The following is an 18,091-nucleotide window of genomic DNA, read 5'->3' as shown; positions in this document are numbered from 1 at the left end:
TCAGAACAGCGCCGGCAGCTCCTGCGAGAGCACGAACACACCCATCACCAGGACGAAGACGCCGAAGCCCTTGCGCAGGGCCTTCTCCGGGACGACTCTGGTGAGCCGCGCGCCGAGGAGCGCGCCCACCAACGCGACACCGGTGACCGAGAGCACGACCGGCCAGTCCAGCGTCACGGTGGTCAGGTAGCCGGCCAGCCCGGCGAAGGACTTCATGGCGATGACCAGCAGGGACGTGCCCACGGCGACCGGCATGCTCAGCCCCCCGAGCAGGGCGAGGGCCGGGACGACGAGGAAGCCGCCGCCCGCGCCGACGAGGCCGGTGACGAGGCCGACGACCAGGCCCTCGAGCAGGATCTTGCCCAGCGGCAGCGCCCGCACCCCATCCGACTGCCGCTCCTTCCGCCCGCGGAGCATGGCCAGGGCGGTGGCGATCATCATGACGGCGAAGGCCACCATGAGGATCACCCCGGGGATCCGCCCGCCGAGCAGGCCGCCGAGGAAGGCGCCCGCCATCGAGGAAGCTCCGAAGATGAGACCGGTGCGCCACTGCACGTTGCCCAGGCGGGCGTGGCTGAGCACGGACACCGCGGAGGTCGCGCCGACCACGAAGAGCGAGGCGGCGATGGCCTCCTTCGGTTCCATGCCCGCCACGTAGGTGAGCAGCGGGACGGTGAGGATTGATCCGCCGCCGCCCAGCAGGCCCAGGGAGAGCCCGATGAAGACGGCGAGGACGAGAACCAGAGCCACGGCTTAGTTCTTGGTGAGGTGGTCGAGGTAGCCGAGGTAGGAGCCCTCGAGTTCCTGGACGTGGTAGCCCTTGCGGCGCAGCGCGGAGGCGGCGACGGAGTTGCGGACCCCGGACTGGCAGTAGGAGACGATCGTCGAGTCCGCCGGATCGGGCAGCTCGTCGAGGTTCCACAGGACGCGTCCGCCGGAGAGCTGGTGGGAACCGGGGATGTGGCCGTCGGCGTGCTCGGTCTTGTTGCGGAGGTCGAGGAGCATGGTCGGGGCGGCGTCGAGAAGCTGGTCCTGGGCGAGGACCTCGGGGGTGACCTGCGGCAGTCCCTCGAAATCGGTGACGAAGCCGGTGATCTCGTCGATGCCGACGCGGATGAAGTGGTCGCGGTAGTCGGCGGCCTCCGCGGCGTCGGCGGCGAGGACGATGAGGTCGGCGGTGTCGGTCTCCGGGTCGTAGACCCAGGATCCGTAGGTGGCGGCCTTGGCCAGGCCGGGGACGTTGACGGCGCCGGCGACGGTGCCCGCGTGGACCTCGCTGTGGTGGCGGGTGTCAACGACGATCGCCGCACCCGATTCGATGCGCCCGGCCAGCTCGGCGGCCGGAACCTCCGGCAGCTCGGGAAGCGGGTAGCCGAGGACAGCGGGGCCGGCCTTGTTCTGGCGCTTCATCCGCCCGAAGTAGGCGTGGGCGTCGGGCTGCCCCGCGAGGAGGTCGTCGACGAAGCCCTGCTCATCGTCGTCGCGGAGGTAGTGGGCCCACCAGGCGTAGTGGCGCTCGTAGCCGACGGTGGTCGAGGGCAGCGCGCCGAGGGCCTTGCCACAGGCCGAGCCGGCGCCGTGGGCCGGGTAGACCTGGACGTGGTCGGGCAGCTCGAGGAAGACCTCGCGGAGGCTGCGGAAGATGTCGCGTGCGCCGCCGAAACGCGTATCGACGCCCCCCGCGGCCTCATCCAGCAGGTCCGGCCGGCCGAGGTCGCCGGAGAAGACGAAGTCTCCGGAGAGCATGTAGCCGGGGGAGTCGGCGAAGGCGCCGTCGGTGATGAGGAAGGAGAGGTGCTCCGGCGTGTGGCCGGGGGTGTGGCGGGCCTCGATGGTGATGTTGCCGATCTGGATGGTGTCCCGGTCGTGGAGCAGCTCGCCGGCGAAGCCGTAGCTCCAGTCCTCGCCGCCCTCGCCGGAGAGGTAGATGGTGGCGCCGGTGGCGGCGGCCAGCTCGCGGGTGCCGGAGAGGTAGTCGGCATGGATGTGGGTCTCGGTGACCGCGACGATGCGCATCCCGTGGTGGGCGGCGAGGTCGAGGTAGTCGGTGATGTCGCGGCGGGCGTCGACGACGACGGCGGTGTTCTGGGCCTGGCAGCCGATGAAGTAGCTGGCCTGGGCAAGGTCCTCGTCATAGAAACGTTCGAGCAGCATGGTGGTCACTCCTGGGTTGAATAAATATCCGTGTGGGTGTGACACTACCATGCCATATACCCCGGGGGGTATCAACCTTTGGAGGTGAAAGGCCAGCTTAAGGTGTTTTTATTCGAGCGGGTCCGAGTGTCCGCCGAGATCGTAGATCCCCAACCCCGAGCGCGAACCCTCGTCCAGACGGTCGGCGGTGAGGTAGCTGTCGTGCCCCGAATCGGGGATGTGCGCCGTCAGCAGCGCCAGCACCGAATCGACGGCCAGGCGGTGCAGCCCGTCCGTGTTGTCCTCGCTGCACGTGTCCACGTCGATGAGGTTGATCATGAGGTCCCGGTTGATCACCCGGGTGAAGGCGAGGGAGGAGATGAGGAAGAAGATGTCCTCGGCGCCGATCCCCGGACGGAAGGCCCCCATGTCCTGCCCCTGCATGAGCAGCTTGTCCAGCTGCAGCGAGACCTGGGTGCCGGGGATGAGCGTGGCCACCCCGGTGAGATTGAGCACACGGTTGAGACCCTCGTGCTGCAGGAGGCGCAGGGACTCGGGGTGGCGGATCATCGTGAGGTACACGGCGTCGACCACCTGCGTCACCCCCTCGACGGGCACGAGGGTGTCGCTGATGAGCTCCTCGGCCGGGGGCTGGATCCGCCGCGCGGCCTCCGTGAGGCAGCGCAGGTAGAGCCCCTTCTTGTCGCCGAAATGATAGTGGATCATCCGCTTCGACATGCCCGACTGCCGGGCGATCGATTCCAGCCGCGTCTCCTGGAACCCCTGCTCCGCGAACTGGCCGATGGCGACGTCGACGACCGCCTCGAGGGAGGTGGCGTCGTCGAGAGGGGTCAGGTCGTCGTCATACATGGCTGGGTGGGCCCTCCGGGACACGGTTCGGCAGATCTTGGGGGAGGCGCGGGATGGTGCGCTGTCCACCATCGTGCCTGAAGAGTGGTCTGACCGTGACGGCTGCGCGGCGGATGGGGAGGGGGCACCCGGGATCGGGGCCGGTGTCCTGCGGAAACAACCGCTTCGCGCGGTCGGGTACGCCTATCCGGGGGTGACTGCCGAGCGCGGGCCGAGCGGCTAGACTCGGCGACGTTGGTGCCCCTCGCACGAAAGGAACCCTATCCATGTCCCAGAATCCCGTGAAGATCGCCGTCACCGGTGCCGCCGGAAACATCGCCTACTCCCTCCTGTGGCGTCTGGCCGCCGGAGACGTCTACGGCCCGGAGACCCCGATTGAGCTGACCCTCCTGGAGATCCCGGACGCCGTCCGCGGCGCCGAGGGCGTGGCTATGGAGCTCAATGACTCCGCGTTCCCGCTGCTGCGCAACATCACCATCACCGATAAGGCCGAGACCGCCTTCGACGGCGCCAACGCCGCCTTCCTTGTCGGCGCCAAGCCGCGCGGGGCGGGCGAGGAGCGCGGAGACCTGCTCAAGAACAACGGCGGCATCTTCGCCCCGCAGGGCAAGGCCATCAACGACCACGCCGCCGACGATGTCCGCGTACTCGTGGTGGGCAACCCGGCCAACACCAACGCGCTCATCGCCCAGCGCAACGCCCCGGATGTCCCGGCCGAGCGCTTCACCGCCCTCATGCGCCTGGACCACTCCCGCGCCCTGTCCCAGCTGGCCGAGAAGCTCGGCGTGCTGACCACGGACTTCGAGAATGTCGTCGTGTGGGGCAACCACTCCGCCACCCAGTTCCCGGACATCACGTACGCCACGGTCAAGGGAGAGCCGGTCATCGACAAGATCGACCATGACTGGTACGTCAACGAGTTCATCCCGCGCGTGGCCAAGCGCGGCGCCGAGATCATCGAGGTCCGCGGCAAGTCCTCCGCCGCCTCCGCCGCCTCCGCCGCCATCGACCACATGCGTGACTGGGTGCAGGGCACCGAGCAGTGGGCCTCCGCCGCGCTGCCCTCCGACGGTTCCTACGGCATCGACGAGGGTCTCGTCGCCGGCCTGCCGACGATCTCCCGCAACGGACAGTGGGAGATTGTCCAGGGTCTGGAGCTCAACGACTTCCAGCGCGAGATGATCGCCCGCAACGTCGCCGAGCTCAAGGCCGAGCGCGACGCGGTCGCTGACCTGCTCAAGTAGCGTTGGCGCTCAATCCCGGTAGTGTTCTGGGGCATGCGCTTCGGGATTGATTTCGGTACCACCCGCACCGTCATTGCGGCCGTCGACCGCGGGAACTATCCCGTGGTCAATGTCGCCGACACTGACGGCGACCCACGGGAGTACATCCCCTCGGTGGTCGCCCTCGACGGCGATCGCCTGGTCGGGGGATGGGAGGCACTGGCCGCGGACACCCCGACGGTCACCCGCTCCTTCAAGCGGCTGCTCAGCTCGGGGACGGTCACCGCGGACACCCCGGTGCCCATGGGCAGTCAGGAGCGCCCGCTCGGGGAGGTGATGGCGACGTTCGCGGACGGCGTCGTCAAGCAGCTGCGCGCGCACGCCGGCGAGGAGCCGATCGAGATCGTCCTCGGCGTGCCCGCCAACGCCCGTTCCGCCCAGCGGCTGCTCACCCTCGATGCTTTCCGACGCGCCGGCGCCGACGTCCTCGGCATGGTCAATGAGCCCTCGGCCGCGGCCTTCGAGTACACGCACCGCCACGCCCGCACGCTCACGGCGCGGCGTTCCAGCGTCATCGTCTACGACCTGGGTGGCGGCACCTTCGATGTCACCCTCATGCGTATCGACGGCCCCGAGCACGTCGTCGAGACCTCCCTCGGCATCTCCCGCCTCGGCGGCGACGACTTCGACGCCGCCCTCGCGGACCTGGCCCTGGCCACCGCCGGACGCGCCGACGACGTCTTCGGGCGCCGCGCCCGCCAGAAGCTTCTCGACGAAGCCCGCACCGCCAAGGAGCAGCTCAAGCCGCAGTCGCGCCGCATCATCATGGAGCTCGGCGACGACGACGTCATCGTCCCCGTGCCCGAGTACTACACCTCCGTCACCGGACTGGTCGAGCAGACGCTGGAGGCCATGACCCCGCTCATCGGCGCCGAGGAGTCGCTCACCGACACCGACATTGCCGGCGTCTACCTCGTCGGCGGCGCCAGCGCCCTGCCGCTCGTGCCCCGCATGCTGCGCGAACGATTCGGCCGCCGCGTCCACCGTTCCCCGCTGCCCACCGCCTCCACCGCCGTCGGCCTGGCGATCGCCGCCGACCCGGATTCCGCCTACCTCCTCCGCGACCGCCTCTCCCGCGGCATCGGGGTGTTCCGCGAGCGCGACGCCGGGGCCGCCGTGAGCTTCGACTCCCTCGTCGGACCGGAGGCGCAGGCCGCATCCGACGCCACCATCACGATCACCCGGCGCTACCGGGCCGCCCACAACGTCGGCTGGTTCCGCTACGTGGAATACTCCGCGCTCGAGGCCGACTCCGCGCAGCCCGGCGATCTCACCCTGCTCGCCGAGGTGGTCGTCCCCTTCGACCCGGCGCTCCGCTCGCTTGCCGACGCCGACCTGGCCACCGTCCCCGTCGAGCGCCGGGAGGACGGCCCCGAGGTCATCGAGACGGTGCGGATCGATCCGAACGGGATTGCGTCGATCAGCATCCAGTGCCCGGCCGATGGTTTCGAGGTCACCGCGACGGTGTCGGTGGGGGAGTAATCACCACCTGAGGTGTGGAGAAATCCGCACCTGAGGTGTGGAGAAATCCGCACATTTCACATATTATGCAGGTCATGGCGACCTATATACCGCGCATCGTCGATGCCGAGCTGGAGCGTGCCCTGCGGGTGTCCGGAGCGGTCTTCATCAAAGGACCACGTGCCTGCGGCAAGACCGCGACAGCTCGGCAGATCGCTGCGTCGGAGGTTCGATTGGACGTCCACGGACCCGATATCACCCTGGCTCGGATCAATCCGGTCAGCATTCTGGAGGGAGAGACTCCGCGCCTCATCGATGAGTGGCAGGCTGTGCCCGAAGTATGGAATGCCGTTCGGCACGCGGTGGATGACCGTCAGGGAAAAGGGCAGTTCATCCTCACCGGCTCCGCAACCCCCGCCACAGATGCTCTTCGCCACCCGGGAGCCGGTCGCATGCGCTCACTCACCATGCGAACCATGACAATCTCAGAGCGAAACGACGGCCACCGGGCCTCGTGGGCGCGTGTGCTCGAGGGAACACTCGAACCTGCTCCCGGTACCGAGGCCACCGTCGCGGACTACGCGGAGTGGATCGTCGCCGGAGGTTGGCCGGGTTTTCACGGGCTGGCCCCTCTCGATGCCGCCGATGAAGTCGCATCCTATCTCCAAGAGATGGCGGAGCATGATTATCCGGAGATCGGAGGTCTGCGCCGGGATCCGCGCCGCTTTCTGTCGTTCCTGCAAGCCTATGCAGGTCTGGTCGCGCAACCCGCGACGGGCGCTGCGATCCGTCGTCGCATTGGCGAACTATCAGGCGCCGAGCCCGCACCGGGGACCGTTGATGCATTGCACGACTTCGCTTCCCGGCTGTTCCTCGTGGAGGATCAGCCAGCGTGGGCCACACAGCTCCGATCCCGAACAGCGCTCGCGCAGATGCCCAAGCGGCATCTGGCGGACCCGTCGCTGGCGGCTTCGCTGTTGGGAGCAACCCCGGATCGGTTACTTACTGATCTGGAAACCCTGGGGATACTTTTCGAATCGCAGGCTATTCACGATCTCAGAGTGGTGGCTCAGGCGAATCGGGCACGCGGTGTGTACCACTTTCGGGACACCAAAGGCCGCGACGAGATCGATGCCGTCGTCGAGAACCCAGACGGATCCTGGGTGGGGGTCGAAATCAAATTGTCACACCTGCAAGTGGAAACCGCTGCTGAGCGATTGTTGGCGACCGCGGAGAAGGTGGAGCGTCCGCCATCGGCCCTGGTGATCATCATTCCGACTGGCCCTGTGGCGCAACTACCGAACGGGGTGTGGGTCATTCCGCTCGCCTGCCTGGCCCCCTGACGTCTGCAGCGCCCCGGTGATCTCCGCCATGACGGGCCCGAGGTGCTCTTCGCGGCGCTCGCGGTCGCCGGCGGCGGTGGTGGCCATGTAGAGGCTGGCGAAGCCGCCGAGCACCCAGCTCACCTTCACCAGCGCCCCGGAGACGGACAGTGGCCCCAGCTTGATGAGCACCGCCGGCACCCCGGTCCACGTGCCGATGGTGGCCGGCGGCACCGCCAGCAGCCCGAAGCCGAGGAAGCAGGCGAAGACGACGAGCCCGAAGATGCTCGCCTGGGCCAGGTGCACGCTCGCGGCGTTCCACCGGACGTTGAGGCGTACGGGCAGGGGCTGGGCCTCGTCGACGTCGGCCAGGGCCTCGCGCACGTGCTGGGTCACGGTGGCGGTGCACACCACCCCGCCGATCGCCCACAGCACGAAGGCGACCATGAGCGCCTGGTTGATGTTCCACGCCTGCGCCAGCTGCCACAGGTTGGAGTTGAAGAAGAAGAACAGGAACGCCACCAGCAGCAGCGGCAGATAGAACAGGCTGCGGGTGAGTGATTCCGGGATCTCCCGCACCGCGCGCAGCGACGTCCAGGCCAGCAGGTGGGCCCAGCCGGTCACCGTGAACAGCAGCACCGTGAGTACCCACAGGGGGGCGATCCACCACAGGTAGCCCAACGCTGCCGGCACCACCGCCGCCAGGATGATGAACGCGGCTCCCACCCCGAAGGCGACCTTCTCCGGCAGGAAACGCAGGACCAGGCGCAGGACGAGGACCAGCAGCAGCAGGGCCGCCACGTTGGCCAGCAGGGGGAGGAGGAGATCGTCGAGGATGAGGCCGTCGTCGGCGGCCTTGTGCAGGGCCTCGAGGTCCTCCTGCTCCAGCTTCTTGATCATGACGGCGTCGGGGATGGCGATGACGAGCGGCAGGCTGGCCCAGACGGCGGCACGTTGGGGCAGGCGGCGCAGGCGGTCACGCCACGACACCGCGGCGGGCAGTCCGGCGGCGAGGAGGCGACGGGAGTCGGAGTTCACCCGTTCCAGTCTAGGAGGGCGTCCGCACCCTCATCGAGCCACAGCGCCACGCAGCGGCCGTCGCGTAGGCGGATCTCCACGTTCGTCCCGTCGGGGCCGCCCAGGACCAGGCCCTCCCGCTCCGCCGCGAAACCCCGCACCGCCCGCACCGCAGCGATGTCGGCGGCGGGAACGCGCAGCAGTTCCGTCCTTCCCTCCCGCAGGACGAGGTCCTCGCCCACGTAGTGCGGATGGACCACCCGTCCGGCGAGGTAACCCCACAGCAGCGGGATCGAGTAGAGGGAGCCGAGGAGCAGCAGCAGTCGCAGCCAGGGCCAGGGGACGAGTACCTCGATGATGATGATCTCGATGAGGATCGCTACCGTGAACATCGCCGGCAGGTGCCACCACCGCGCTCGCGCCGGCAGCGCCACCGCGCCCGCGGGCACGATCACCCGGCCCCGGAGGAGGCGCCACAGGTCGGCGAGGGCGTGGACCTCGTGCAGGAGAATCCGCACGGGCAGCGGACGGATCCCCCGCCGCAGCGACGACCACACGTAGGCCCCGGCGAGCGCGGCCTCCACCGCCAGAAAGGCCACGATGGCGCCGACGCCGGAGAGACGGCCGGTCCACCAGAGCCAGGCGTCGAGAAGCGCGACGGCGAGCACCGCGACAGGCAGCACGCACTTCACGACGCACCCGCCAACACCGACAGGGCCCGGGCCTGGGCACCGCGGGTGGGAAAGTCGCGGACGGTGAGGGGAGCGTCGCCCGGGGTGAGGGTGGGCAGGATGCCGTCGCTGAGGCCGCGGAGGACCCGCAGCTCGGCGATGATGTCGTCCGCCTCCGCGGGCGCCAGGTCCCCGAGCTGTTCCCACAGGTCCCGGAAGCGCAGGGTGTCGGCGCTCCGGGCCGGATCGCGCAGGTTGCGCCGCAGAACCTGCCACGTCTCGGTGCCCGCCACCCCGGACAGGCCCATGAGGTCGTAGGCGTCGATCTCCATCCGGGCGTGCGGGGTGTCGCCGAGCAGCTCGCGGATCCCGGAGCGCAGGTCGGCGGGCAGGCCCAGCTCCCCGGCCTGCAGGGCCAGCAGGCGGGCGCGTTGCGCGCGTAGGACGGTGAGTTGGGAGTCGATGCGGTGGAGGGCGGCGTCGATAAGCGAGGCGGAGTCGGAACGGATGTCGGCGAGGGTGATGCCGGCGTCGACGAGCGCGCGCACGCGCAGCAGCGCCGCCAGGTCCGCGAGACCGTAGTCTCGGTAGCCGCCCGCGGTGCGCGGGGGCTCCGGGAGCGCCCCGGAGGCGTGGTAGTGACGCACGGCGCGGACCGAGCAACCGGCGGCGCGGGCGACCTCGGAGATTCTCATGGCACCAGCATGAACCATGACGTCACGTGAGGGTCAAGCCCCGATCGTCGGGCGCTATGATTGTGCGAGTGACCGACCAGATCAAGGGGAAGAGAACTGATGGCTAAGAACCGAGCAGACGCACTGCCGAAGTCCTGGGATCCGCAGTCGGTGGAGGCCGAGCTGTACCAGGGCTGGGTCGACGCCGGACATTTCACGGCCGACCCGGAGAGCGAGAAGCCGGCGTACTCCATCGTCCTCCCGCCGCCGAACGTCACCGGGCAGCTCCACATGGGCCACGCGCTCGACCACACCCTCATGGATGCGCTCGCCCGCCGCAAGCGCATGCAGGGCTATGAGGTGCTGTGGCTGCCGGGTATGGATCACGCGGGTATCGCCACCCAGACCAAGGTGGAGACCATGCTCAAGGAGACCGAGGGCAAGGACCGCTACGACTACGGGCGCGAGGAGTTCATCGCCAAGGTCTGGGAGTGGAAGGAGGAGTACGGCGGCGCCATCGCCGGGCAGATGCGCGCCATCGGCGACTCCGTCGACTGGTCCCGCGAACGCTTCACTCTCGACGAGGGGCTGTCGCGCGCGGTGCAGACCATCTTCAAGGAGCTCTACGACCGCGGCCTCATCTACCGCGCCAACCGCCTGGTCAACTGGTCCCCGGTGCTTGAGACCGCCGTCTCCGACATCGAGGTCGTGCACAAGGACGTCGAGGGCGAACTCGTCTCCTTCCGCTACGGCTCGATGAACGACGACGAGCCGCACATCGTCGTGGCCACCACCCGCATGGAGACCATGCTCGGCGACGTCGCCGTCGCCGTCCACCCGGACGACGCCCGGTACGCGCACCTGGTGGGCCGGACCCTGCCGCACCCCTTCCGCTCCGACCTCTCGCTCCTCGTCGTCGCCGACGACTACGTCGACCCCGAGTTCGGCTCCGGCGCGGTGAAGATCACCCCGGCGCACGACCCCAACGACTACGCCCTCGGCCTGCGCCACGACCTCGACATGCCGACGATCATGGACACCACCGGCCGCATCTGCGACACCGGCACCCGTTTCGACGGCCTCACCCGCGAGGAAGCGCGCGTCGCCGTGCGCGAGGCGCTGGCAGAAGAGGGCCGCATCGTCGCCGAGAAGCGCCCCTACCTGCACTCCGTCGGCCACTCCGAGCGTTCCGGCGAGGCCATCGAGCCGCGCCTGTCGCTGCAGTGGTTCGTCAAGGTCGATGAGCTGGCACAGATGGCCGGTGACGCCATCCGCTCCGGCGACACCCAGGTCCACCCCAAGAGCATGGAACCCCGCTACTTCGAGTGGGTGGACAACATGCACGACTGGACCATCTCCCGTCAGCTGTGGTGGGGCCACCGCATCCCCATCTGGTACGGACCGGACGGGGAGATCGTCTGCGTCGGCCCCGACGAGCAGGCTCCCGAGGGATACACCCAGGACCCGGACGTCCTGGACACCTGGTTCTCCTCCGCCCTGTGGCCGTTCTCCACGATGGGCTGGCCGGAGAAGACCCCGGAACTGGCCAAGTTCTACCCGACCTCCGTGCTGGTCACCGCCTACGACATCCTCTTCTTCTGGGTGGCGCGGATGATGATGTTCGGCACCTTCGCCGCGAAGATCACCCCGGAGATCCTCGGCGCGGGTGCGGAAGGCCGCCCGCAGGTCCCCTTCACCGACCTCTTCCTCCACGGCCTCGTCCGCGACGAGAACGGCCGCAAGATGTCGAAGTCCCTGGGCAACGGCATCGACCCCATGGACTGGGTCCGCGAGTACGGCGCCGACGCCCTGCGCTTCACCCTGGCCCGCGGCGCCAACCCCGGCGTCGACCTGCCCGTCGGCGAGGATGCCGCGCAGTCCTCCCGCAACTTCGCCACCAAGCTCTTCAACGCCACCAAGTTCGCGCTGCTCAACGGCGCCGAAGTGGGGGGGCTGCCGCCGCGCGAGGAGCTCACCGACGCCGACCGCTGGATCCTCGACCGCCTCGAGGAGGTCCGCGCCAGCGTCGACGGCTTCCTCGACGACTACCAGTTCGCCAAGGCCAACGAGGAGCTCTACCACTACGCGTGGGACGAGGTGTGTGACTGGTACCTGGAGATCGCCAAGACGCAGATCCCGCGCGAGGGCAGCACCCGCCAGGGCGAGAACACCCAGCTGGTCCTCGGCCGCGTCCTCGACGTCGTCCTGCGACTGCTGCACCCGGCCATGCCCTTCGTCACGGAGGTGCTGTGGAAGGCCCTGACGGAGAAGGACACCCTGGTCACCGCCCCGTGGCCCACCGCCGCGGACACCAACGGCGGCGCGGCCACCGACGAGACCGCCGTGCGTCGCATCGCCGACGCCGAGAAGCTCATCACCGAGATCCGCCGCTTCCGCTCCGACCAGGGCGTCAAGCCCTCCCAGCCGGTGCCCGCCTCCCTCGACTTCGCCGCCGCCGACCTCGCCGCCCAGGAGGACCTCGTCCGCTCCCTGGCGCGCGTCACCGTCCCGGAGGAGGGTTTCCAGGAGTCCGCCTCCATCGAGCTGCGCCTCTCGCAGGCCACCGTCACCGTGGCGCTGGACACCTCCGGCACCGTCGACGTCGCCGCCGAGCGCAAGCGCCTGGAGAAGGATCTCGCCGCCGCGCACAAGGAACTCGAGGGCACCGCCCGGAAGCTCGGCAACGAGGCCTTCCTGGCCAAGGCCCCGGAGGCGGTCGTGAGCAAGATCCGCGCCCGCCAGCAGCTCGCCCAGGAAGAGGTCGAGCGCATCACCGCCCGTCTGGAGGCCCTGCAGTGAACCGCGAAGAAGAGATCCTCAACAACGCCGCCGACGACGAGGACCTGGAGGACCTGCAGGACGCCGTCGAAGTGACGGAGCAGGGGCTCAAGCTCAACATCGACCTCGGCGACGTCGTCACGCCCGCCCCGGTGGAGATCACCGCCGCCGACCTCGCCGCCCTGGCGGAGGTCGAGGCCGAGCTGGACACCCGCTGGCCCGAGACGAAGATCGACCCCTCCCTCGAGCGGATCGACATGCTCATGGATCTTCTCGGCTCCCCGCAGAACTCCTTCCCCGCGGTCCACGTCTCCGGCACCAACGGCAAGACGTCGACGGTGCGCATGATCGAGTCCCTCCTGCGCGCCTTCCACCGCCGCACAGGCCGCACCACCAGCCCCCACCTGCAGCTGGTCACCGAGCGCATCGCCATCGACGGCACGCCCCTGCATCCGCGCGACTACGTGCGCATCTGGCGGGAGATCCAGCCCTATGTCGAGCTTGTCGACGAGCGCGTCGGCCGCCTCTCCAAGTTCGAGGTCCTCACCGCCATGGCCTACGCCGCGTTTGCCGACGCCCCCGTCGACGTCGCCGTCGTCGAGGTCGGCATGGGCGGCACGTGGGACGCCACCAACGTCATCCAGTCGGATGTCGCCGTCATCATGCCGGTCGGCATGGACCACACCGACTACCTCGGCGACACGATCGAGGAGATCGCGGCGGAGAAGGCCGGCATTATCAAATCCCGCTGGGACACCGATGACCTGCTCACCCCGCCGGACAACGTCGCTGTCGTCGCCGAACAGGACCCCGCCGCCATGCAGGTCATCCTGGAACGCGCCGTGGAGGTCGACGCCGCGGTAGCCCGCGCGGGCGCCGAGTTCGGGGTGGTGTCGGCCGTCGTCGCCGTCGGCGGCCAGCAGCTCACGCTGCGCGGCCTGGGCGGCGAATACGACGACATCTTCCTGCCGCTGTCCGGCGAGCACCAGGCCCGCAACGCCGCCGTCGCCCTGGCCGCGGTGGAGGCCTTCTTCGGCGCCGGCGCCGGGCGGCCCCTGGACCTGGAGACCGTGCGCGCCGGCTTCGCGCAGGTGCAGTCCCCCGGCCGCCTGGAGCGCGTGCGCACCTCGCCCACCACCTTCATCGACGCCGCCCACAATCCCCACGGCGCCGCCGCCCTCGGCGAGGCGCTCTCCCGGGACTTCGACTTCCAGCGCCTCATCGGCGTGGTCGGGGTCCTCGACGACAAGGACGCGCGCGGGATCCTCATCGCCCTGGAGCCCTACCTCTCCGAGGTTGTCATCACGCGCAACTCCTCGCCGCGGGCGCTCGACGCCTACGAGCTGGCCGACTACGCCCGCGACATCTTCGGCGAGGAACGCGTCCACGTCGACGAGAACCTCACCGGCGCCTACGAGCTGGCGGTGGAACTCGCCGAGGACGCCGACATCCAGTCCGGCGCCGGTGTCGTCATCACCGGTTCGGTGGTCACCGCGGGCGAGGCCCGCACCCTGTTCGGAAAGGACCCCGCATGAGCAACGCAGACCAGCCCGAGGTCAGCCCCCTCGGCCCCGGGCACACCCCGGAGAAGGACCCGATGAAGGGCATCCGCGGCGTCATGGCCGGCACGCTCATCCTCGAGGCGATCACGATCCTGCTCATCCTCACGGTCATCCTCAAGGTCGACGACGGCGTCCACTGGACCACCTTCAACTGGGTGTTCATCACCGCCCTCGGGGTGGCACACGTGCTCATGGCGTTCCTGCAGCGCTTCTCCTGGGCGCTGCCGGTGAACCTGGCGCTCCAGGCGATCCTGCTGGTGGGTGGCTTCTTCGTGCATTACTCGGCGGTGATGGTGGCGATCATCTTCATCATCGTGTGGTGGTACCTGCTGCACCTGCGCTCCACCCTCATCGAGCGCATGAAGCGCGGCTGGCTGACCACCCAGCACCTGTAGTTCCGGTGACTTTCACTCCGCGACCCCCTCCCGCTAGTACTGCGGGAGGGGGTCGCGGTGTGATTCTCCCGGTGTCCGGGAACCCCGAAGGCCCCGCGGCAGTCTAAGAGGGGGAAAGGGGGGCCTTCCATGACGACACTGCCCGCAGAAAAGCCGTACTTCACCACCCGCGAGCTCCGGGACGCCGGGGTGAGCGCCAACCAGCTCACCCGCCTCGTGCGGGCGGGGACGCTGCACCGGGTGGTCAGCGGCCTTTACTCCACCCGCCCTTCCCGCAGGGAGCACCTGCTCCGGGCACTGCTCCATCAACGACCCGACCTGGTGTTCCCGGGGTGCGGACTCGCAGACAAATCAGCACCCCGGTGAGCGTGCTGGTCCCGAGGATCCGGGGATTCACCTCCGGCCCGCTGGTGACGGTGATCCGGGCGCAGCGGCGCCCCTTCGACGAGGTGGGGGGCTTCCGGGTGGCCACGGCACTCCGGGCCGCCTGTGACCTGCCGCAGGAGAAGGAACTGGGGGAGTGGCCGAAGGTCCCGGGGAAGCTGCGGGCGCTGATCGAGGAGGCGTCGATAGGCGCGGACTCGGAGACCGAGCGGAGACTGTTCCGGCGGCTGCGCGAGCTCGGCTACCCCTTTGAGCAGAACAAGCTGCTCGGGAACTACTTCTGCGACGAGGTCAACGAGAAGCACCGCGTGGTGGTGGAGATCAACGGCTACCAGTATCACCGGAGTATCAGCGCCCTGATCAAGGACTACTGGAAGGCCAATGACGCCACCTCACGCGGCTACCGGCACCTCAGCTTCTCGGACGCCTGCATCGATCTGCACCTGGGGAGGTGGTGGACTGCATCGTGGCGGTGATCGAGGGCCGTCCCCGGTCGGTGTCGCTCATCGACCGCTGGCATTCGGCGTGGACTCAGCCGCACGCCCTGGGGATGTGAGGATCGCACCGCAACCGACCCGGACCGGTCGCGGTGCGAATGTCACTTCTTCCGCGACAGCAGCGGGTGCCCCGACGCGATGGACACGCGGTTGAAGGCGTTGATCATGACGATCGACCACTCCAGCGCCGCGACCTGTTCCTCGGCGAAGATCTCGCAGGCGGGCAGGGCCGCGCGGGAGTTGTCCTGGCCCGGGGGCAGCAGCGTCAGCGTCTCGGCGAGCTCGAGGGCAGCGCGCTCCTTCTCCGTGAACTCGGAGACCATCCGCCAGGCGGGCAGGGCGTCGAGCTTGTTGTCGGGGATGCCGGCCTTCCGGGCGGCGGGCATGTGGATCGACAGGCACGTGCCGCAGCCGTTGATCTGACTGACGCGGACGGCGACCAGCTCGATGAGGGAGCGCGGCAGGTCGACATCCGGGTAGAGCATGGACAGCTTCGACGACACCTGGGTGAGCGACTTGTAGATCTCCGGGTAGAACTTGTCCAGGTAGGGGGGCTTGCGGGTCATCGGAGCTCCTTCTGCAGCCACATGATGTCGGCAGGGGTGGGCAGACGCCAGGTGTAGTCGTGCTCGTTCTTCTCCAGCCAGCTCCGGACGTAGGGGCAGATGGCGACGACGGGCAGGTCGGTGGCCTCCAGGGCCCCGGACACGAGCTCCCCGCCCAGGCCGCGTCCCCCGAATTCGGGGGCCACCTCGGTGTGGAAGAAGAGTCGTTCCCCGTCGCGGTCGCGGTAATGGGTGGAGCCGGCGGGGGTGTCGTCGACGCTGATGATGAACTGGTGGGAGCGTTCGTCGTGGGTGATCATCTAGATCCTCTTCTCGGGGCGGGCGATGGGGGCGGGGTTGCGGCGCGGCCGCATGGAGGCGTTGGGCAGTTCGGGCGCGGGCAGCCACGTGAGGCCGGCGGGATCGCGGCCGATGTAGCCCTCGGTGATGCCGAAGCGCTCGCCCTGGTCCTGCCATTCGGTGCGGTACTGCTCGATCTCGTCGTAGGTGCGGCCGATGAAGTTCCACCACATGATGATCTCCTCGCCGAAGGGCTCGCCGCCGATGAGCAGCAGGCGGGCTTCGGTGGAGCCGTTGTTGCGGATCCGCAGGAGGGTCTCGCCGACGCCGGTGTAGGCGAGTTCAGTGGGGGCGACGGGGGTGCCTTCGAGGTCGATGTCGCCGGTGTCGACGAGCAGGCCGTGCTCGAAGGTCGGGTCGACGTCCATGCTCAGCGACGCGCCCGGCTCCAACCTGATCTCCGCCCCGACCATCGGCGTGAACGTCTCGACGGGCGAGGTGGAACCGAGCAGGGAACCGAGGAAGACGAGGGCGCGGGCGCCGTCGAGAAGCACGGGCTCGGGGGCGTAGTGGTCGAAGCGGCGGGGGCCGTGGCGGTCGGCGTCGGGCAGCGCGGTCCACAGCTGCACGCCGTGGAGGGTGGTGGTGGCCTGGGTGGTCACCTCCGAGTGGCAGATGCCGGCGCCGGCGGTCATGAGGTTGACCTCGCCGGGGCGGACGACGGCGTGGTTGTCGGCCGAATCGTGGTGGGTGATGGTGCCCTCGAAGAGCCACGACACGGTCTGCAGGCCGGTGTGCGGGTGGGGGGCGACGTCCATGCCGCCGGTGGCGGAGACGTCGTCGGGGCCGTAATGGTCGAGGAAGCACCAGGCGCCGATGAGGCTGCGTTGCTTCTGCGGCAGGGTGCGGTTGACGGTCATGGCGCGGGGCCCGCCGAGGGGGACGGGGCGGGAGGTGATGATCTCGACGCGGGCGCCGTCGGCGCAGTGCGGGGCGTCGGGAGAAAGGAGGAGTTCCTCCGGATGCGGGTCGGTGACGGACATGAGTTCACTATACCAGCGAATTTGTTGACGTATACCCAATCGGGGCGGGAGTTAGGATGTGGCCCATGCGCGCCCTCTTCCTCGGACTCGCCGCCGCCCTGTGCGTCGCCGCCCTCGCCCTCAAGCTTTTCGACGTCTCGGACGTCGCCGCCGTCCTCGCCGTGCTGGCCGCCGGCGTGTTCCTCGTCCTCGGACTGAAGGCGACCGCCGAGAACCGGCGCATCGTCCCCGTCGACCTCGACGATAAGCAGCGCGCCACCCTGCGGGACATGCTCGACCGCGGCGACGAGGGCGCGGCCGTGCGCCAGGTGCAGCTGTGGTTCCGCGACGCCACCCCGGAACAGGCGCGGGCGGCGGTGCAGGGCCTGCGCTGAGGCGGATCGCCCGCGGGGCGCGGCGAGTTCCGCGGGTCCCGCGGCGCGCAGAACCGGGTGTCGGCCAGCTCGATGAGCTGGGCTCCGGTAGAGTGTTCAACCATGACTGAACGCACTCTCATCCTCATCAAGCCGGACGGCGTCGCCAACGGCCACGTCGGCGAGATCATCGCCCGCATCGAGCGCAAGGGCCTCAAGCTCGTCGCCCTCGACCTGCGCGTCACCGACCGCGCGACCGCCGAGCAGCACTACGCGGAGCACTCCGACAAGCCCTTCTTCGGTGAGCTCGTCGAGTTCATCACCTCCGCTCCGCTCGTCGCCGGCATCGTCGAGGGCGAGCGCGCCATCGAGGCATGGCGTCAGCTGGCCGGTGGCACCGACCCGGTCTCCAAGGCCACCCCGGGCACCATCCGCGGCGACTTCGCCCTCACCGTCGGCGAGAACGTCGTCCACGGCTCCGACTCCTCCGAGTCCGCCGAGCGCGAGATCAACATCTGGTTCCCGAACCTCTAAGCGTTCACCTGAGAAAGCCGCTCCCACCGTCACGGTGGGGGCGGCTTTTTCCGTCCGCGGGACCGGCTACCTGACCGGGCGCGCGGGGTGTGCCACAATGGAGCGCGGGTAGAACCCGCAGTATTCCACAACTGAATACCAACGACCGACAAAAAATTTTGCGGCCGACCCCTGTGCGGCGGCGGCGAGGAACCCTCGCCAGCGCCCGGGTGGTGGGCCGATCACAACTCAAGGAGCATCAGTGGCTGATTCCACCGACCCCAAGAAGA

At 69.0% G+C, this 18,091-nt stretch carries 19 protein-coding genes; 10 read left to right on the top strand and 9 right to left on the bottom strand.

Translation table 11 applies throughout. The features are described from left to right. The 3 genes from ACFPUZ_RS02790 to ACFPUZ_RS02780 all read right to left on the bottom strand — a co-directional run bounded on the left by ACFPUZ_RS02790 (nt 1) and on the right by ACFPUZ_RS02780 (nt 3,003). A complete protein-coding gene (locus ACFPUZ_RS02790) occupies nt 1–750 on the bottom strand; it encodes a sulfite exporter TauE/SafE family protein (protein ID WP_376999654.1) in 750 nt (249 codons plus the stop codon). A 3-nt stretch (nt 751–753) separates the two neighbouring features. After that, nucleotides 754–2,154 carry an MBL fold metallo-hydrolase gene (locus ACFPUZ_RS02785; protein ID WP_376999652.1) on the bottom strand — a complete coding sequence of 467 codons (1,401 nt, stop codon included), beginning with the start codon at nt 2,152–2,154 and terminating at the stop codon, nt 754–756. A 108-nt stretch (nt 2,155–2,262) separates the two neighbouring features. Then, the gene (locus tag ACFPUZ_RS02780; RefSeq protein WP_376999649.1) at nt 2,263–3,003 is read right to left on the bottom strand and encodes a TetR/AcrR family transcriptional regulator; all 741 of its coding nucleotides are present in this window, start codon (nt 3,001–3,003) and stop codon (nt 2,263–2,265) included. A gap of 266 nt (nt 3,004–3,269) precedes the next feature. Between ACFPUZ_RS02780 and ACFPUZ_RS02775 the strand changes: the two genes are divergently transcribed. The 3 genes from ACFPUZ_RS02775 to ACFPUZ_RS02765 all read left to right on the top strand — a co-directional run bounded on the left by ACFPUZ_RS02775 (nt 3,270) and on the right by ACFPUZ_RS02765 (nt 7,090). After that, nucleotides 3,270–4,247, top strand: a complete 978-nt coding sequence (locus ACFPUZ_RS02775; protein WP_376999647.1) for a malate dehydrogenase — start codon at nt 3,270–3,272, stop codon at nt 4,245–4,247. A gap of 33 nt (nt 4,248–4,280) precedes the next feature. Beyond that, complete coding sequence (locus tag ACFPUZ_RS02770) at nt 4,281–5,768, top strand: Hsp70 family protein (RefSeq protein ID WP_376999645.1); 1,488 nt, start codon at nt 4,281–4,283, stop codon at nt 5,766–5,768. Nucleotides 5,769–5,842: 74 nt separating this feature from the next. Next, nucleotides 5,843–7,090: an ATP-binding protein gene (locus ACFPUZ_RS02765; RefSeq protein ID WP_376999643.1), complete on the top strand. Its 1,248-nt coding sequence runs from the start codon at nt 5,843–5,845 to the stop codon at nt 7,088–7,090. On the opposite strand, the gene ACFPUZ_RS02760 is transcribed toward ACFPUZ_RS02765, so the two are convergent. Genes ACFPUZ_RS02760 through ACFPUZ_RS02750 form a run of 3 tightly spaced genes read right to left on the bottom strand, consistent with a single transcriptional unit; the run spans nt 7,043 to nt 9,452 of the window. Further along, nucleotides 7,043–8,107: a hypothetical protein gene (locus tag ACFPUZ_RS02760; RefSeq protein ID WP_376999641.1), complete on the bottom strand. Its 1,065-nt coding sequence runs from the start codon at nt 8,105–8,107 to the stop codon at nt 7,043–7,045. The two genes, ACFPUZ_RS02765 and ACFPUZ_RS02760, sit on opposite strands and share 48 nt — an antisense overlap. Next, on the bottom strand, nt 8,104–8,778 hold the full coding sequence (locus ACFPUZ_RS02755) for a hypothetical protein (protein WP_376999639.1): 675 nt from the start codon (nt 8,776–8,778) through the stop codon (nt 8,104–8,106). Before ACFPUZ_RS02755 ends, ACFPUZ_RS02760 begins: the two co-directional genes overlap by 4 nt. Then, nucleotides 8,775–9,452, bottom strand: coding sequence for a MerR family transcriptional regulator (locus tag ACFPUZ_RS02750; RefSeq protein WP_376999637.1), 678 nt, complete (start codon nt 9,450–9,452; stop codon nt 8,775–8,777). The genes ACFPUZ_RS02755 and ACFPUZ_RS02750 overlap by 4 nt, the downstream gene beginning before the upstream one ends. 99 nt (nt 9,453–9,551) lie before the next feature. On the opposite strand from ACFPUZ_RS02750, the gene ACFPUZ_RS02745 reads away from it, so the two are divergent. From ACFPUZ_RS02745 to ACFPUZ_RS02725, 5 genes are all read left to right on the top strand, one after another. Then, complete coding sequence (locus tag ACFPUZ_RS02745; protein WP_376999635.1) at nt 9,552–12,230, top strand: valine--tRNA ligase; 2,679 nt, start codon at nt 9,552–9,554, stop codon at nt 12,228–12,230. 14 nt (nt 12,231–12,244) lie between these two features. Further along, nucleotides 12,245–13,744, top strand: coding sequence for a bifunctional tetrahydrofolate synthase/dihydrofolate synthase (gene folC, locus ACFPUZ_RS02740; RefSeq protein WP_376999967.1), 1,500 nt, complete (start codon nt 12,245–12,247; stop codon nt 13,742–13,744). Further along, nucleotides 13,741–14,166 carry a DUF4233 domain-containing protein gene (locus tag ACFPUZ_RS02735; RefSeq protein ID WP_376999633.1) on the top strand — a complete coding sequence of 142 codons (426 nt, stop codon included), beginning with the start codon at nt 13,741–13,743 and terminating at the stop codon, nt 14,164–14,166. Before folC ends, ACFPUZ_RS02735 begins: the two co-directional genes overlap by 4 nt. Nucleotides 14,167–14,295: 129 nt before the next feature. Beyond that, nucleotides 14,296–14,532 (top strand): type IV toxin-antitoxin system AbiEi family antitoxin domain-containing protein, encoded by a 237-nt coding sequence (locus ACFPUZ_RS02730; protein ID WP_376999631.1) that lies wholly within the window; start codon nt 14,296–14,298, stop codon nt 14,530–14,532. Then, a complete protein-coding gene (locus ACFPUZ_RS02725; protein ID WP_376999629.1) occupies nt 14,529–15,026 on the top strand; it encodes a DUF559 domain-containing protein in 498 nt (165 codons plus the stop codon). Before ACFPUZ_RS02730 ends, ACFPUZ_RS02725 begins: the two co-directional genes overlap by 4 nt. Before the next feature lie 122 nt (nt 15,027–15,148). Here ACFPUZ_RS02725 and ACFPUZ_RS02720 read toward each other — a convergent pair whose 3' ends face one another. Genes ACFPUZ_RS02720 through ACFPUZ_RS02710 form a run of 3 tightly spaced genes read right to left on the bottom strand, consistent with a single transcriptional unit; the run spans nt 15,149 to nt 16,935 of the window. Further along, nucleotides 15,149–15,613, bottom strand: a complete 465-nt coding sequence (locus ACFPUZ_RS02720; RefSeq protein WP_376999627.1) for a carboxymuconolactone decarboxylase family protein — start codon at nt 15,611–15,613, stop codon at nt 15,149–15,151. Continuing rightward, on the bottom strand, nt 15,610–15,912 hold the full coding sequence (locus ACFPUZ_RS02715; protein WP_376999625.1) for a GNAT family N-acetyltransferase: 303 nt from the start codon (nt 15,910–15,912) through the stop codon (nt 15,610–15,612). Before ACFPUZ_RS02715 ends, ACFPUZ_RS02720 begins: the two co-directional genes overlap by 4 nt. Further along, nucleotides 15,913–16,935: a pirin family protein gene (locus ACFPUZ_RS02710; protein WP_376999623.1), complete on the bottom strand. Its 1,023-nt coding sequence runs from the start codon at nt 16,933–16,935 to the stop codon at nt 15,913–15,915. It lies immediately after the preceding gene. Between the two features lie 65 nt (nt 16,936–17,000). On the opposite strand from ACFPUZ_RS02710, the gene ACFPUZ_RS02705 reads away from it, so the two are divergent. Both ACFPUZ_RS02705 and ndk read left to right on the top strand, forming a co-directional pair. Then, entirely contained in the window at nt 17,001–17,309 is a 309-nt protein-coding gene (locus tag ACFPUZ_RS02705) for a hypothetical protein (RefSeq protein WP_376999621.1), read from the top strand. 102 nt (nt 17,310–17,411) lie between these two features. Next, nucleotides 17,412–17,822 (top strand): nucleoside-diphosphate kinase, encoded by a 411-nt coding sequence (gene ndk / locus ACFPUZ_RS02700; RefSeq protein WP_376999619.1) that lies wholly within the window; start codon nt 17,412–17,414, stop codon nt 17,820–17,822. The last annotated feature ends 269 nt before the right edge of the window (nt 17,823–18,091 follow it).

This window comes from Corynebacterium nasicanis (assembly GCF_042658165.1).
GTDB classification, from domain to species: domain Bacteria; phylum Actinomycetota; class Actinomycetes; order Mycobacteriales; family Mycobacteriaceae; genus Corynebacterium; species Corynebacterium nasicanis.
The sequence above is the reverse complement of the archived record's forward strand: the minus strand, read 5'-3'. Positions and strand labels throughout refer to the sequence as shown.